Origin of the sequence: Sorangium sp. So ce381, from assembly GCF_051473845.1 — a bacterium.
Classification (GTDB): domain Bacteria; phylum Myxococcota_A; class Polyangia; order Polyangiales; family Polyangiaceae; genus Sorangium; species Sorangium atrum.
The window spans coordinates 8,483,089-8,498,231 of the sequence record NZ_CP150336.1; the positions used below are offsets into that span (position 1 = coordinate 8,483,089).

Below are 15,143 nucleotides of genomic sequence, written 5' to 3' on the forward strand. Positions count from 1 at the left end.
CCCCGTCGGCGGGCTCGCGGACGCTCAGCGCCGCTCGTACAGGGGCACCAGCGTCCGGTAGGGGAAGAGATACACGCTCTTCCCCGCGAGGTCCGGGTGGGTCGCGGCCAGCTCCCGGATCTCGTTCAGGACCGCATACCGCTCCTGCAGCGGGAGCGCCGAGATGTAGCTGATCGACGCGACGCGCTCGAGCAGCCCGTCGAGGTCGAGCTCCTGCGTATGGGTGAACTCGTGCTCTCCGAGCGGCGCGAAGAGGCGAGAGTCGGAGAACGTCCGGCGCCAGGCGCCGAACCTGTGTATCGGGGCATCCCGGCCGTGGCGGTCGAGGACGTGGGAGATGCGGGCGACCCAGTCGACGCGCTCGTCGCGCAGGTTGAAGAGCAGGGAGAGGCGCCCTCTCGGCCGGAGCACGCGGTGGATCTCGGCGAGCGCGAGATCGCCGTGAAACCAGTGGAACGACTGCGCGGCGACCGCGGCGTCGACCGATGTCTCGGGCAAGGGGATGGCCTCGGCGACCCCATCGAGCGCGATGGCGGACGGGACCATCTGACCCAGCTTGCGGCGCATCCCCTCGACCGGCTCGAGCGCGAGCAGCCGCGCGCCCGTGGGCACCAGGAGGCGCGTGAGCTTGCCGGTGCCGGCGCCGAGATCGAGCACCGTGCTCGTCGCGTCGATGCGGAGCGTGTCGCGCAGGAGCTCGATCGCGCCGCGCGGGTAGTCCGGGCGCCCCTTCTCATAAGCATCCGCTGCAGTCGCGTAGCCCTGTGCAGCGAGGCGATGGAGAGTCATGGCCTGCATCCGCTCCGCGTTAAGGAGGATCTCGCGCAGCGCCGGAGGGACCACCCACCCCGACGGCCCGTCGAGAGAGGCTACGCAACCGGGAGCCGTGTTGGAAGCGGGTTGTCGCTCAAAATGCGCATCACGTTCTCTCGAAGCACCTTGGCGATCACACGCTCGCTCAAGCCAGCTCGCAGCAGCGCATCCGTCAAGAGCGGAAGATGGGCCGCATCACGCAGCTCGCGTGTGGGAATGATGAAACCGTCCCAATCGGATCCGAGCGCGGGCGTGTCCTCGCCGGCAACGTTGATGATGTGCACGAGGTGCTTGACGACGGGCGCGAGCCCGTTTCCGCCGAGATAAAGCGGACAAAAGATGATCCCGGCGCACCCGCCGCGGTCGGCGAGGGCGCGGAGCTGGTCGTCATCGATGTTGCGCCAGTGCTCGAACGCGCCGGCGATACCCGTGTGGCTGACCATGGGTGGCCGGCGGGCGAGCGCGCATGCGTCGAGGAAGCCAGCCCGGTTGATGTGCGCGAGATCGACGATGACGCCGAGGTCCTCGGCGAGGCGCACGACCTCACGGCCGAAGGCGGTGAGGCCTTCACCATCCCTCCGGCCGCTGCCGTAGGCGGGATAACACGCTTCGTTGGCGCTGAAGTGGCAGAGCCCGAGGTAGCGCACGCCGCGCCGCGCGAAGCGAGCGAGGGTGTCGAGGTCGCCTTCGAGCGCGTGCGCCCCCTCGACGCCGAGCAGCGCCGCAACGGCGCCGCCGGCCCTCGCCGCCTCGATGTCCTCGGCCGTGAGCGCCTTCACGAGGCGGCCGGGCCGCGCGCGGACGGCCTGCTCCAGGAGATCGATCTGCTCCTCGACGACGGCGGCGAGCCCGCGCCGCTGCCCGATGGGCAACGAGACCAGCCCGAAGAACTGCGCGCCGACGCCGCCCTCGCGGAGCCGCGGGACGTCGACGTGCCCGCCGAGGGCCGCGAGCGGCAGCGGCGGCTCGTGCCGCTCCTGCAGATCGTAACCGACCCAGCGCGCCCACATGAGGCTGTCGGCGTGGAGATCGATGGCGGGGTACTGCGCGTGCAGGGCTCGGGCTTCCGGGGTTCCGTGCATGGAGGGAAGGCTAGTCGACCCGAGGCGTCCGGTCGCGCGCCGGGCGACGAGGGCTCAGGGGCTCGCCAGCTTGAGGCCGAGGATGGACACGACGAGCAGCGCGAGGAAACCGAGCCTCGCGGCCGTTGCGGGCTCGCCGAACAGGAGGATGCCCGCGATCGCCGCCCCGAACGCGCCGATGCCGACCCAGACGGCGTACGCCGTGCCGATGGGCAAGGTCCGCGAGGCGGTCTCGAGGAGCGCGATGCTCGTGATGATCGCGCCCACCGTGAGCGCCGTCGGCAACGGGCGCGTGAAGCCGTGTGTGTACTTAAGACCGATAGCCCAGCAGACCTCGAGCAGGCCTGCCAGGAGCAACGCCAGCCAGGACATGACGACTCTCCTCGTGATGCGGCTGCGTCGTCTTATCCTGACCGGGTACGGCGCGTCTCGTCCGGGACGCTCTGTCTGAACGAGCGCCGCGGGGAACCTAGCAGGGGCGACGGCCTACGCAACAGGCAGGCCGGCGCCGCGCCGCGTCGCGAGGCCGCACCGTCGCCGCCGCTCCCGCTTCGCTGGGCGGAGCGGCGCGGTACGCTGGACCAGGCCGCGGCCTCGCGATCGCGCGCTGCTGGGGCTCGCTACTCGATCTGCTCCTCGATTTCCCCCTCGTCCGGGAGCATCGCGGAGCTGCCCGCTGCCTTGTTGATCAGCGCGGCGGCGAGCTCGTTGATGTACTCCTCGATCGCTGTGTACCCGGACGGCATCACCTTGGTGTGGTCGTTCGCGTTCGACGAGCTGAGGCCGTGCGCCCGCTCCCACGCGTCCGCCATCCCGTCGCGATCGGCGTCCGCGGGGGCCGTCCCCGGGCTGAGCCCGTCCATCAGGTTGTTCACGTAGCGGGCGCCCCACGAGCCGTCGCGGCGCTCCATGTTCTTGAAGACGCCCTTCGTCACCACGTCGCGCGGCAGCGCGCCCGCCTGCGCGACGACGAGCCGATACGCGTCCTGCGCGCGCTGCGTCGTCACCGGGATGTACCCCGGGACCTCCCGCGTGAAATTGAACTGCGTCGCCGAGCGGTACGACTCCGGCTTGTTGAGCTTGCTGAAGCTCGGGTGGAGGTACGGCTGCTTCCAGGGGTTCTCGACGGTGCCCGTGAACTTCCCGGGATCATCGATGTAGTTGTCGCCGAGGAAGTACTTGAGCCCCGCGCCGGCGCTGTCGTCGAAGTAGAACGGGATCAGCTGATCGCTCGGCCCCTTGATGTACGTGTTGCCCACGATGTTGAAGTGGCCGGTCGCCGGGTTGTGGTGCACGAACCCGTGCCTCACGTTGTAGGCCACGTTGTTGAGGATGTCGGCCGGGCCGTTCGCGACCGCGGGGCAACGCGCCTTGTGGTGGGCGAACAGGTTGTGGTGGAGCGTGATCCGGTGGCCATCAGGGCCGTTGATGAGACCATAATTATGCATCCCCTCTGGATGCCCCGTGGTCGACGACGACTCGATGGTCGACCACTGGACCGTGACGTCATCTGCCTCATAGAGGTCCAGGGTCTCGTCGACGCCCCAGGAGATCGACATGTGATCGAGCATCACCTTCGAGTTCCGCGAGATCTGCGTCGCGTCGAACTGCTCTCCGGCCGAGCCGTCGTACACGGGCCGGACACGCAAGAACCGTGCGACGATGTTGTTGACCGCGGTGGAGTACTTCGCGGTCAAACGACCGTGGATGGTGATGCCCGCGCCTGGCGCCGTCTGGCCCGCGATCGTCACATCGCCGTTCCGGATGAGGACATCCCCTTCGATCACGCCGCTCACGTCGAAGACGATGATGCGAGGCCCGCTCGCGTCGAGGGCCGCCTGGAGGCTCCCCGACCCGCTCGTGCGCAGGTTGGTGACCTTGATGACGCGCCCGCCGCGCCCGCCGGTCGCGACGGCGCCAAAGCCCTCTGCCCCCGGAAACGACGGGAGCGCGCTGGCTGGCATCGATATCGCAGTGAACGCAGAAAACGCAGAAACCGCGGCGATCGCGCAGCCGAAGCGGCGAATCACCTGTGCGCCAATGGAAGAACAAGTGGGAAGGTATGCCATGTGTCTCGTTCCCCTTTCGTACGTATCAGGCGCCGAACAAGACCGGATCGAACAAGGAAGCCCAGGGTGGGCGCGGCGCTGGGCGCGACGATGTGCCCTGATGAAGCAGGGCGACGCGGAGCAGCGACGCGATGGGCCCGCCCTCGGCTGCCTGGCGCAGGAGGTCTCGACCGGCGCTCTCAACCGCAAGCCGTACTGTGATGACCCTACAGGACTCGATTCATCGATGGCAATCGCCAATTGCCAACCTGTGCGACAGGGCACATCAAAATCGACCTGGAAATTCCATGTCGCCAGACGAAGCGAGGTTGGTTATCCTGCACGAGCAGCGCACGAGCGGGCTCATGAAACGCCGAAGCGCCCCCCGCGACCTGAATCATCGCCTCGAATTGGTCGGAACAATTCACAGGGAGACGGGGAGATGGGGAGATGGAGCGATGGGGAGATGGAGCGATGGGTGGAATTGAACTCCCCGTCTCCTTGTCTCCCTGTTCAATTTCCCGCCAAACCTGCCTCGGTCGATTGAACGGCGCTCGCTCAGCGCGCCACGGGGTCTCCTGCCCGGCGCGGCGCGACCGCGCAGGCCGTCTCGTAGTGCACGACGAGGCCGGTCACATCGACGGCGTGGTCGACAGCGAGCGACGCCGTGTCGATGACAGGCTGGCCGTCCACGAGGGGCTCGAAGACCTGAGTTTCGCTCGAGCTGCCGCTGGCCGGCGACGACCGATGACGCGCCCTGCCGGCGCTTCGCTTCGGACGATGGGCGAGGCGCCTCGCCCCGCTACTGCGCCGGCGCGGGGCGCCCCTCGACGGCCGCGAGGTAGTCGCGCACGGACTGCTTCATCCCGACCTCGAGCGCATGCGCCACGAGGTGGTGACCGATCGACACCTCTTGAATCTGCGGCGCCTCGCGGACGAGCGGCGCGAGGTTCTCCACGGTGAGGTCGTGCCCCGCGTTGATCCCGACCCCGGCCGCCACGGCGGCCCTCACGGTCGCGACGATCTTGTCGAGCTCCGCGCGGTGATCGCCGCGATCGAACGCCTGGGCGTAAGGCCCCGTGTAGATCTCGATGCGATCAGCCCCCATCTCCGCGACCGCCGGCACCACCGCCGGATCCGCCTCGACGAAGAGGCTTGTCCGGATCCCCTCCTCCTTGAGCCGCTTCACCACCGGCTGGAGGACGAAGCGCCATTTCGCGACGTCCCAGCCGCGGTGCGAGGTGAGCTCGCCCGGCGTGACCGGGACCAGCGTGCACTGCGTCGGCCTGAGCTCGAGCGTGAGGTCCAGGAACTCCTCGCGGAGATCGCCCTCGAAGTTCGTCTCCACCGTGGTGATGTGGCGAGTCACCGCCCGCGCGTCGTCGGGCGTGATGTGCCGTCGGTCCGCCCTCGGATGGATGGTGATGCCATGAGCTCCGTAGTCCACGATCTTCCGGGCGAAGGAGAGGACATTCGGGGCATCGTGTCCCCGCGAGTTCCGCAGGAGCGCGATCTTGTTCACGTTGACGCTGAGCTTCATGGGACATCCTCTCGCCGGCTCGTGCGCGGCGCGCGCGACGCCGCTATACACGATCGACGCCGCGAGGCGAACACGCCGCGCGCCGGCGCGCAGCCGGGGGAGCGCCGCCGGCCCGCAGCTGGGGGAGCGCCGTTGGCGCTGCCGGCGCCGGCCCTCGGGCCGCGCGCGGCGCTCCCCGCGCTGCGCGGCCCTTCGCCGCCTACACGCGCGGCGCGGTCCGCGAGCCCCGCACCGCGGCCTCGGTCGCGAGGAGCGACACGACGAGGATGGCGACGGCGACGAGCGCGTTGTTCCACACCGTCGCCATCAGCAGCGCCGGGATCGTCCAGGCGCTGACGAACAGCCAGACCGCCAGGATCGCGATGGCGTAACGCGCCCTGGGCGCCCAGAGCGCGATCAGGGCGAGGGCGACGCTCAGCGCGCCCACCACCCAGGTGTTGGTGAACTCGTCCCGGCCGTGGCGCCAGAGGAACGCGGAGATGAACAACCAGATCCCGAGCGCGATGTTGATGCCACGCAAAGCCGCCATCCGATGCTCCATTGGCTTTCCTCCCTCGCGGATCGCCGTGCCGGCGCCTCCGCCGCGCGACGCCCTGGCTCCCTCGCTCTGCCCGCTCGCCAAGGCCTCGGGCCAGGCGTCCTGCCCCGAGCGGCCTCTGCGCGTCGAGCGCGGAGCCCGCTCACCCCACTTGCCGAGCGCCGGCGTCCCTGCGCCCGGTCCACACACCCGAGAGCTCGGCGAACGCCGTGCGAATCCAGTGCCACGCGCCTCACCCCGGGAGCGGCCGCGCGGCCAGAGGCCGCGTTCGTGAGGGCCGCCGCGCGGCGGTTCGGCTAGAAGCCCCGTCGCCATGGACTTCTTCGCGACCGCCGCCAAAGGAACCGAGCCCGCCCTCCGCGACGAGCTCCGCGAGCACCGGTTCCGCGGCGTCCGCGCGGATCGCGGCGGCGTCCACTTTTCCGGCCCGCCGGACGAGGGCTTCCGCGCGTGCATCGAGCTCCGCACCGCCGTGCGCGTGCTCGTCGAGCTCGCCTCCTTCGACGCGCCCAGCGGGGACGCGCTCTACGAGGGCGTCTCGCGCGTCGACTGGGCCCCTTACCTGAGCCCGGTCCACACGCTGGCCGTGCGCGCCTCCTGCCGCTCGAGCGCCCTGACCCACACCCAGTTCATCGCCCAGCGGACCAAGGACGCCATCGTCGACCAGATCCGGCGCCGCGTCGGCGCCCGCCCGTCGGTCGACCTCGAGGACCCGGATCTGGCCCTCTTCCTCCACGTCGTCCGCGACAGCGCGACGCTCTACGCCGACCTCGGCGGCGCCGCGCTCCACCGCCGCGGCTACCGCACGCACATCGGCGGCGCGCCGCTCAAGGAGACGCTCGCCGCCGCGCTGCTCCGCCTCTCCGGCTGGGACCGCGCCCGCCCGCTCGTCGACCCGATGTGCGGCGCCGGCACCATCGCCCTCGAGGCGGCGCTCTGGGCGCGGGACATCGCCCCGGGCCTGCGCGCGCAGCGCTTCGGCTTCGAGCGGTGGGCCTGCCACGATCAGGCCGCCGCGCGGCGCACGACCGAGCTCCGCGACGCCGCCCGCGCGCGGATCCGGCCCGAGGGCCCCGCGATCGTCGCCGCCGACATCGACCCCCGCGCCGCCGAGATCACCCGCGGCAACGCCCGGATGGCCGGCGTGCAGATCGAGGTCCGCTGTCAATCCATCACCGCGCTCGCCCCGACCGCGCCGCCGGGCCACGTCCTGACCAACCCGCCATACGGCGAGCGCCTCCCGGGCACGATGGCCCTCTACCGCGACATGGCGGCGGCGCTGTCCCGGCTCGCGGGCCACCGCGTCGCCATCCTCGCCGGCACCGAGGACATCGAGCACGCCATGCGCCGGAGGCCGGAGCGGTCGCTCGTCGTGTTCAACGGCCCTATCGAGTGCCGGCTGCTGACGTACGACATCCCCTGAAGCGGCGCGCGGCGCGCGGCGTCGGAGACGCGCGCCGCGCGAGAGGGCGCGTGCGAGACGTGCGAGACCTCAAGAGAGCAGGCGCATCACGAGGAACATGGCCAGCGCCGTGAGGAGCATCCCGGCGACGAAGCCGATGATGAGCCCCCGCTTGCCGGCGAGCCAGCTCGGCTCCCGCGCCGGCGGAGGCGCTGGCGCAGGCGGCGCCTGGGGCGCGACGACGTGATCGGGCATCGTCGCGCGGCGCTCCAGCGCCGTGCGCTGCTCTGCGATGGTCGCGGCGAGCTCGAACGGCACCGACGCCGCCGGGGTCGCCGGCGAGGCGTCGTCGGCCGCGGCCGGCGCTCGCTGTACGACCGCCGCCGGGGAGTCCCCGGCGGTCTCTGCGCTCGCCGGGCCGAACCCCATCGCCCCGAACCCCTGCGGGCTCGCCGCCTGGAGCTCGCCGGGGGTCACCGTGGGCATCTGGCTCTCGGCCGGGGGGTGGGACGAGACCAGCCGGAGCGTGTTGGCGACGCGCGGCGATCTCCTGTCCCACGCCCCCGCCGCGCCCCCGTCGAGCGGGCTCTGCGGCGTCGCCGGGACAGGCACCGAATCGACGCGCACAAGGCCGACCTCGGCCCGCCTCTCGGGTGTGCCCAGCCCGAAGTCCTCGGCGGAGCGGAGCGTCGCCTTCACATCGCGGCCAGGAGGCGTGATGTCGAGCTCGTCGCCCTCGTCATAGGCCGCCGTGTGGACTCGCACCTTCGCCGGAGCGAGGAGCTCGTCGCGACGGACCATGGTGAGCGTGCTGTCGTCGTCCCCGCTCACGTCGTCGTACGCGCCCGGCTCGGCCAGGCCGTTCCCCGAGAGCAGCGCCTCGCTGGGGCCGTGGGACCAGGACGGAAGCTGCAGCGAGATCTCCGGCACCGACTCCCCTGCCCAGCGCTGCGGCTCGGCGCCCGCCCCCGGCGGAACCGCCTGCGGATCGAGCGTCTGTGGGAGCTCCGAGGGGGGCGGCGCGTGGTGGAGCAGCACCGGCGGCGGAGGCGCGACCTCGGTCCCGCCCCCTCCGGACACGAGCGTCCGGGCCGATTCGATCGAGAGCTCCGACCTCGGCGCCGGGCCCGAGAGCGGCCCCGACGTCGAGCTCGGCAGCGACGTCAACGGCGGGAGCGACATCGGCCCCCGCTGCAGCGACGCGTCCCGCGAGAACAGCGAGCTCGGCTGCCTGCGCGAGATCGGCCCGAGCCCCACGGCCGTGTCAGGCAGCTCGGCCAGCAGGCAGTGCAGCGTGTACCCGAGCTCACGCGCCGTCTGATACCTGTCCGCCGGCTGCTTGGCGAGCGCCTTCACGATCAGCGCCTCGAGGCGCGGGTGGATCCCCGGCGCGCAGCTGCTCGGCGCCGGCACCGGCGCATGGATGTGGAGCGTCGCCGTGTGGAGCGGCGTCTCGCCCTCGAACGGCAGCCGCCCCGTGACGAGCTGGAACAAGAGGACCCCGCACGTGTACAGATCGGCCCGCTGATCCACCGGAAGCAGCCCGCACTGCTCCGGAGCCATGTAGGCAGGCGTGCCGACGAACGTGCCCGCGCGCGTCACGACGGACAGCGGGTCGGCGAGGAGCTCGGGCGCTTCGCCGGACGAGCCGGTGTCGAGGACCTTGGCGATCCCGAAATCGAGCACCTTCACCCGCTCGCCGTGAGGGTGCGTGGGGTCGGGGACCACCATGATGTTCTCGGGCTTCAGATCGCGGTGCACGACGCCCATCTCGTGGGCGACCGCGAGCGCCTCGCACACCTCCGAGAGGATGCGGACCGCCCGCGCCTGACCGATCGCGCCATGGCGCTCGAGGAGGACGTAGAGGTCGTCCCCCGAGAGCAGCTCCATCACGATGTAGCTGAGGGCGCCCTCGACCCCGTACTCGAAGATCTTGACGGAGTTCGGGTGCTTCACCCGCGCCGCGGCCTTCGCCTCGCGCTGGAAGCGCCGGATGAACGCGCGGTCCGCGGTGAACTCCGGGTTCATGATCTTGATCGCCACCCGGCGGGGCTCGGCGTCGCGCTCGGCGATGAAGACGCTGGCCATGCCGCCCTCCCCGAGGAAGCGGGTGATCGTGAACCGCCCGGCCACCTTGCGGCCGAGGAGCGCCTCATGCCTCATGCGCCCGGCACCTGCCGGCGTCTGCCCCGCTCGCCCGCTTCCGGGCGACCGCGCCGCGTGCCCGCCCCAGGGCGGCCCTGCCCCTCGCGCAGGAGAGCGCTGCGCCCATGGCCGTCCGCGCGCCCGCGCGACCCGCGCGTCCGATGCGAGGGAGAGTGCACGCGGCGACCATACCAAAGAACTCGACAGCCGACGACTTGTCGGCCCCCGGCGGCGTGCGGTTGAGGGCGCGCCGCGCGCGCCGCGAGCCCACGCGCGCGCGCCACGGACCGTCCCGAGTACCGCTCCCGGCCGCCGTCACCCCCGAGACGGGCGCCGGCCGCAGGCTCGTCCGGCAACAGTTAACTCTTTAACGCCACCCCCGGTGCGCATGTGCGACAGGTGCTTAACTTATCGAAAGAGCTCGCCTTCGAGGGTTGGCAACGTTCTTGCCTGAAGGGGACTGCCTCGCGCTGCGCCCTGTGCGCCGTGAAGGGTCAGCTTGTGCGTCGATCTCGACAGGCAGCTTCCGGAGGATCGTTGATGAATCGAATTTTTAGGCGCGCGGTGCTCCTCGGCACCGTCGCGCTGACCGTCGTGGGGGCGGGCTGCGCCGAGGAGCGGCCGTCCATCAGAAGGGTGCAGAGCGATGCGCTCGCCAAGTCCTTCTTCGTTGGAGGGAACCTGAAAGACATCGTCGATGACCCCGAGTTCTACATGCGGGGTACGGTCGTCGACGTCGGGTACGGCGCAGCCCAAGATGGCCTCTTCACGTCGACCTATGCTCAGCCCGTCTCCCGGATCAAGTGGGAGATCACCGAGCACCAGCTCAACGCTCGGCTCGCTTACGAGCGCATCGAGGGGACCGACGGCAAGGGCAACAGCTACAACGGGCTCGCCAAGAAGACGACGAACGACGGCCAGATCGTCGCGAGCTACGCGATCGAGTCGCATTTCGACATCGTCCGCGAGTACAACCCGTCGACCGGCGAGGAGTCCAACGTCATCTCCGAGAACACGAGCGACCGGCTCTGGTACGAGCGCGAGTACTTCCGCGTCGACTGGTCGCGCAACCTGGCCACCGACGCCTACAACTTCGACACCCTGTCGCAGGTCGGCCTCTACGGAGGTGTCGAGTACGAGCCGCTCGCCTATTACGTCAGCGACCCCGCGTCCGCCGACGCTCCGCGGTTCGACGGCGAGAACGGCTACTTCGACGTCACGACGAAGGCGTTCGCCACGCCTGTCCTGCTCGACCTCTCGAGCCTCGGCTGGGGCATCGACAAGTTCCCGGCCTGCATGCTCCCGGGCGACTTCGCCGGCGGCACCGACCCGTACGGCAACTGCAACCCGGTCGAGATCACGATCCGGCAGTCGTTCAAGAAGGTGGTCGACAGCGACTACGAGCCGGTCGACGTCGACGGCGTGAGGTTCCAGGCGTTCGGCATCTTCACCGCCGATTCCCGCTACGGCTACGAGCGCAACTACGGGATCGTGGACAACCAGTGGCGGCGCTTCGCGGCCCGCTACAACCTCTGGGAGCGCAGCCACTTCTACGAGGACCCCGAGGCGATGGAGGGCGCGATCGCCTGCGCGACCTCGGAGGCGGCCCAGGCCGCCGATCCGAACCTCGACGAGGACGGGGACGGTACCGCGGACGCGTGCGCCGCGGCCGGCGCGGGCTCGCAGTGCGACGTGTTCAAGCAGAAGTGCACGCTGCCCTACGGGGAGCGCAAGGCCGTCGTCATCCCCTGGTACGTCGGCGGCAACACGTCGGAGGACATCTTCGAGGCGACCGAGTGGGCCACCGAGGAGTGGGATCTCGCGATGAAGACCGCGATCCAGACCTCGCGCCTCGTCGAGTGCCGGAAGACGGGCGGCCAGGACTGCGAGGCGAAGTTCCCGATGTGGAAGGGCCAGCAGGACGACATCGACGAGGCCGTCGCGCTCTCGCGCGCGCTGAACGCGTGCCGCCGCGAGCAGGGCTGGGACGCGCCGGCGTGCGACGCCCAGGTCAAGCAGGCCGTGGAGCAGCTCGCTCAGCGGCGCGGCGGCGACCCGGCGACGCTCGCGATCGGGAGCGTCGTCACGCAGCCTTCGGTGATCGTGCTCTGCCACAACCCCATCGTGGAGGGCGATCACCCCGCCTGCGGCGACACGAGCGTTCCTCTCGAGGAGCGCGTCGCCCCGCGGCTCGGCGACCTCCGCTACAACAGCGTGCTCATCGTCGAGAAGCCGCAGACCCCGTCGCCCTGGGGCATCATGGTCGACGCCGACGACCCGCTGACGGGCGAGAAGGTGGCCGCCAGCATCAACATCTGGAGCCACGTCACCGACTCCGCGGCGCAGCAGCTCGTCGACATCGTCCGCTACATCAACGGCGAGATCCCGACCGCCGATATCACCGACGGCAAGTACGTCCGCGACTGGGCGCAGGCGAGCCGCATGTCCGGCGGCGGCCAGGGGCCCACGATGACGAAGCAGGAGGTCACGTCGCGGCTCGCGAGCGCCACGAAGCTCGACGCCGAGGCGTACGCGGGCCTCGTCGCGCAGGGCGTCTCCCCCCAGCTCAAGGCGCTCATCGAGCCGATGAAGGCGAAGGTCGCCGACATCGCGGTGCGGGGCGACATCCCCTCCCCGCAGCAGGCGGTCGTGGGCGCCCGCATGAAGGCCGCCCGGGGCAGCCTCGCCGAGTCGGAGCTCATGAACCCGGCGATGCTGAAGCGCGCGGGCGTCCCCGCCGGCCTGCCCATCGACGGCCCGCTCGCGGACGCGGCGTCGCCGTTCGCGATGAACAACCCGAAGATGCACTCCCAGCTCCGCCGCATGCACGACAACGCGCTCGCGGAGCGCGGCGCCTGCATCCTGCACGAGGCCCCCGAGGCCTCGGCGATGACGGGCCTCGCGGAGGCGCTCCGCGAGAAGTTCCCCGTCGGCGACGGCGAGACGGCCGACGAGAGGCGGGGGCGCTACGAGAAGATGTTCAAGTACATCCAGCGCCGCTACCAGTACGCGGTCATCGCGCACGAGATGGGGCACTCCATCGGCCTCCGGCACAACTTCGTGAGCAGCTACGCCTCGCTCTTCTTCCGGCCCCAGTACTGGCAGCTCAGGACGAAGAACGGAAAGGTCAAGGCGGAGTGCAAGGGTGAGGCGGACGAGAGCCCGGAGGCGTGCGTCGGCCCCCGCTACTTCGACGCGATCACGGACGAAGAGCAGAAGAACATGATCTGGATGTTCCAGCACTCCACGGTCATGGACTACCCGGGCGACGTCTCGCAGGACCTGGTGGGCCTGGGCGTCTACGACTTCGCCGCCGCGCGCTTCTTCTACGGCGACAACGTGAGCGTCTACGACAACGGCGACAGCAAATACCTCGCCGGCGGCAGGGTCGGCGGCGGGCTCCTCGCCGCGACCGACAACTTCGGCGGGCTGGCCGGCATCAAGTACGGCACGTTCGCGAAGGGCAACGCCACGACCGCGCCCAGCGTCAACGACTTCCACTACTCCCAGCTGCAGTCGCAGTACCAGGTCATCCGCGACTGCTACGACGTGGAGACGACCCCGCCCGCGACGTGGAACGAGCAGCTCGACGGCAAGTGGCACCCGCTCCTCGACGGCGGCATCGTCACGGTCGGCGGGGAGACGAAGCGCTGCCGCCAGCAGCCGGTCGACTACGTCGGCTGGACGCAGCTGCGCAAGCCGCAGGACAACGAGACATCGATCGGCGCCTTCCGGGGCGGTCCGGCGGTCGACGCCAAGAGCCGCGTCCGCGTGCCGTACGGGTTCGCGACCGACAACTGGGCCGACACCGGCAACGTCTCGGTCTTCCGTCACGACAACGGCGCCGATCCGTACGAGCAGCTGATGTTCCTGATCACCACCCAGGAGAACAGGCACATCCTCGACAACTTCCGGCGCAACCGCACGACGTTCAGCGTCCGCGCCGCGGCGGATCGGTCCTACAGCCGCTACAACGAGAAGATGCTCGGCATCGCCGGCGGCATCGGGTTCTACGGCACGATCTACCAGGATCTCGCGACGAACCAGGGCCTGTCGTTCGACACGCTGTGGCCGCTCCTCATCGAGGGCAGCCTGCAGGAGAACGTCGTGGCCGCGACGGTGGCCTTCGATCACTTCGCGAGGCAGCTCGCCCGCCCGGAGGAGGGGCCGCACTACCTGCGCGATCCGCTGTTCAACGACCCGGTCCTCCGCTCGAACCTCGACGGCGACGACTACGGCGCCGGCGAGGACTTCGGCGGCTTCGGCGGCACGACCAACAGCCCGGTGCTGGTGCAGATCCCAAACGGCTCGACCGGCTACCTGAAGGACGTCGGGTTCGGCGGTCACCCGCTCGAGAACAGGAACTCGGAGGACCACGGCGACTTCGACACCGACTACTCGTTCAACGCGGGCAGCTACTACGACAAGATCCACACGGCCATCCTGCTCTCCGAGTCGGAGGACCGGTTCGTGAGCCAGTCCCGCCGCGACTTCTACGACGCGCGCTTCCGCGCGGTCGGCATGGCCGACGTGCTTCCCGAGGGCTACCGCCGCGTGCTCGCCAACGCCCTCACCGGCGACCGCTCGCTCCTGGCGCCTCGCCTCGAGGCCGGCGAGGACGGCCTCCCGTTGCTCGACACGGAGAGCAAGGATCCCGACCCGCTGGCGAAGGAGTTCCCGGCGCGCGCGATGGGCTGGGTCAGCTGGTGGCCGAACGAGGGGCCGAAGGTCTGCTTCCCGACCGACGGGAAGAACCTTTGCACGAACTACACCGGCGGCGACTTCGACCCGGCCGTCGTGGACCGGACCATCGCGGTCGATCCGCAGATCGGCTGGGAGGTGCAGAAGTTCCTGATCGCGTGGACGCTCGCGAACATCCCCGCGAACGGCAAGACGAACTGGCTCGACATGATGCGCATCTACCGGCTCGGCAACGACGCGGACCCGGGCATCGAGCAGCGCATCGAGTGGCAGGACCCGACGTCCGGGCAGATCTACTACGCCCGCACGTACGGAATGGAGTGCCTCTTCGGGGCCGGCAAGAACAGGGCGGCCTGCGAGGACTCCGGTGGCAGGTGGGTGCAGAAGGGCATCGCGGCCCGCGTGCTCGAGTACGCCAACGCCCTCACCGCGAAGGGCTACCAGCTCGACCCGAGGCACGAGGCGCAGCCGGGCAACCCGGCGGACAGCATCCCCGCGGATCCCGCGTACGTCGGCGACTACGGCCCCGGCTTCAACAAGTACGGTCGCGCGATGATCACGTACCACCCGGACGGCACCGCGATCATCATCCCGGACCCGGCCATCAAGGACGTGCCCCCGGTCGGCGAGCTCAAGGACGTGCCGGCGTGTGATCAGAACATCAACCCGAACTGCACCCAGCTCACCATCTACAAGAACCACTACGCGTACGAGCTGAAGGGCTACAAGTCGGTGCCTGACTACCTGCTCAAGATGATGGCCCAGTTCGGCCTCGCCGACCCGGAGCAGCTGGGCATCTTCCCCGACTGATCCGCGCCTCCCCACGCCGGGGCCCCGCGCCGGGGCCCCGCGCTCCTCTCTTCTTCGCCTCTCC

General features: G+C 70.2%; 10 protein-coding genes and 1 riboswitch. Of the genes, 2 read left to right on the forward strand and 8 right to left on the reverse strand.

Annotated elements, in window-relative coordinates; all coding sequences use genetic code 11:
- Positions 1-24 precede the first annotated feature (24 nt).
- The 7 genes from WMF29_RS31525 to WMF29_RS31555 form a co-directional block, all read right to left on the reverse strand.
- Positions 25-789 carry a class I SAM-dependent methyltransferase gene (locus WMF29_RS31525; RefSeq protein ID WP_437323836.1) on the reverse strand — a complete coding sequence of 255 codons (765 nt, stop codon included), beginning with the start codon at positions 787-789 and terminating at the stop codon, positions 25-27.
- Between the two features lie 80 nt (positions 790-869).
- A complete protein-coding gene (locus tag WMF29_RS31530; protein WP_437323837.1) occupies positions 870-1,895 on the reverse strand; it encodes a dipeptidase in 1,026 nt (341 codons plus the stop codon).
- Positions 1,896-1,949: 54 nt separating this feature from the next.
- Positions 1,950-2,267, reverse strand: a complete 318-nt coding sequence (sugE, locus tag WMF29_RS31535; RefSeq protein WP_272094762.1) for a quaternary ammonium compound efflux SMR transporter SugE — start codon at positions 2,265-2,267, stop codon at positions 1,950-1,952.
- Positions 2,268-2,288: 21 nt separating this feature from the next.
- Positions 2,289-2,354, reverse strand: a riboswitch (guanidine-III (ykkC-III) riboswitch).
- A 161-nt stretch (positions 2,355-2,515) separates the two neighbouring features.
- The gene (locus WMF29_RS31540; protein ID WP_437323838.1) at positions 2,516-3,859 is read right to left on the reverse strand and encodes a pectate lyase family protein; all 1,344 of its coding nucleotides are present in this window, start codon (positions 3,857-3,859) and stop codon (positions 2,516-2,518) included.
- A gap of 642 nt (positions 3,860-4,501) precedes the next feature.
- Positions 4,502-4,636 (reverse strand): hypothetical protein, encoded by a 135-nt coding sequence (locus tag WMF29_RS31545; protein ID WP_437323839.1) that lies wholly within the window; start codon positions 4,634-4,636, stop codon positions 4,502-4,504.
- 109 nt (positions 4,637-4,745) lie between these two features.
- Positions 4,746-5,483, reverse strand: coding sequence for a pyridoxine 5'-phosphate synthase (locus WMF29_RS31550; protein WP_272094764.1), 738 nt, complete (start codon positions 5,481-5,483; stop codon positions 4,746-4,748).
- 199 nt (positions 5,484-5,682) lie between these two features.
- Complete coding sequence (locus WMF29_RS31555) at positions 5,683-6,012, reverse strand: SPW repeat domain-containing protein (protein ID WP_437323840.1); 330 nt, start codon at positions 6,010-6,012, stop codon at positions 5,683-5,685.
- A 322-nt stretch (positions 6,013-6,334) separates the two neighbouring features.
- On the opposite strand from WMF29_RS31555, the gene WMF29_RS31560 reads away from it, so the two are divergent.
- Positions 6,335-7,444, forward strand: a complete 1,110-nt coding sequence (locus WMF29_RS31560; RefSeq protein WP_437323841.1) for a THUMP domain-containing class I SAM-dependent RNA methyltransferase — start codon at positions 6,335-6,337, stop codon at positions 7,442-7,444.
- Positions 7,445-7,513: 69 nt separating this feature from the next.
- Here the strand turns inward: WMF29_RS31560 and WMF29_RS31565 are convergent, their stop codons facing one another.
- Positions 7,514-9,586 carry a protein kinase domain-containing protein gene (locus tag WMF29_RS31565; protein WP_437323842.1) on the reverse strand — a complete coding sequence of 691 codons (2,073 nt, stop codon included), beginning with the start codon at positions 9,584-9,586 and terminating at the stop codon, positions 7,514-7,516.
- Between the two features lie 522 nt (positions 9,587-10,108).
- Here WMF29_RS31565 and WMF29_RS31570 point away from each other — a divergent pair.
- The gene (locus WMF29_RS31570) at positions 10,109-15,079 is read left to right on the forward strand and encodes a zinc-dependent metalloprotease (RefSeq protein WP_437323843.1); all 4,971 of its coding nucleotides are present in this window, start codon (positions 10,109-10,111) and stop codon (positions 15,077-15,079) included.
- Positions 15,080-15,143 lie beyond the last annotated feature (64 nt).

What these genes read in the sequence shown, in the direction of transcription:
- WMF29_RS31525 (WP_437323836.1), bottom strand. Translation starts at nt 789, where the DNA reads ATGACTCTCCATCGCCTCGCTGCACAGGGCTACGCGACTGCAGCGGAT.
- WMF29_RS31530 (WP_437323837.1), bottom strand. Translation starts at nt 1,895, where the DNA reads ATGCACGGAACCCCGGAAGCCCGAGCCCTGCACGCGCAGTACCCCGCC.
- sugE (WP_272094762.1), bottom strand. Translation starts at nt 2,267, where the DNA reads ATGTCCTGGCTGGCGTTGCTCCTGGCAGGCCTGCTCGAGGTCTGCTGG.
- WMF29_RS31540 (WP_437323838.1), bottom strand. Translation starts at nt 3,859, where the DNA reads ATGCCAGCCAGCGCGCTCCCGTCGTTTCCGGGGGCAGAGGGCTTTGGC.
- WMF29_RS31550 (WP_272094764.1), bottom strand. Translation starts at nt 5,483, where the DNA reads ATGAAGCTCAGCGTCAACGTGAACAAGATCGCGCTCCTGCGGAACTCG.
- WMF29_RS31555 (WP_437323840.1), bottom strand. Translation starts at nt 6,012, where the DNA reads ATGGCGGCTTTGCGTGGCATCAACATCGCGCTCGGGATCTGGTTGTTC.
- WMF29_RS31560 (WP_437323841.1), top strand. Translation starts at nt 6,335, where the DNA reads ATGGACTTCTTCGCGACCGCCGCCAAAGGAACCGAGCCCGCCCTCCGC.
- WMF29_RS31565 (WP_437323842.1), bottom strand. Translation starts at nt 9,586, where the DNA reads ATGAGGCATGAGGCGCTCCTCGGCCGCAAGGTGGCCGGGCGGTTCACG.
- WMF29_RS31570 (WP_437323843.1), top strand. Translation starts at nt 10,109, where the DNA reads ATGAATCGAATTTTTAGGCGCGCGGTGCTCCTCGGCACCGTCGCGCTG.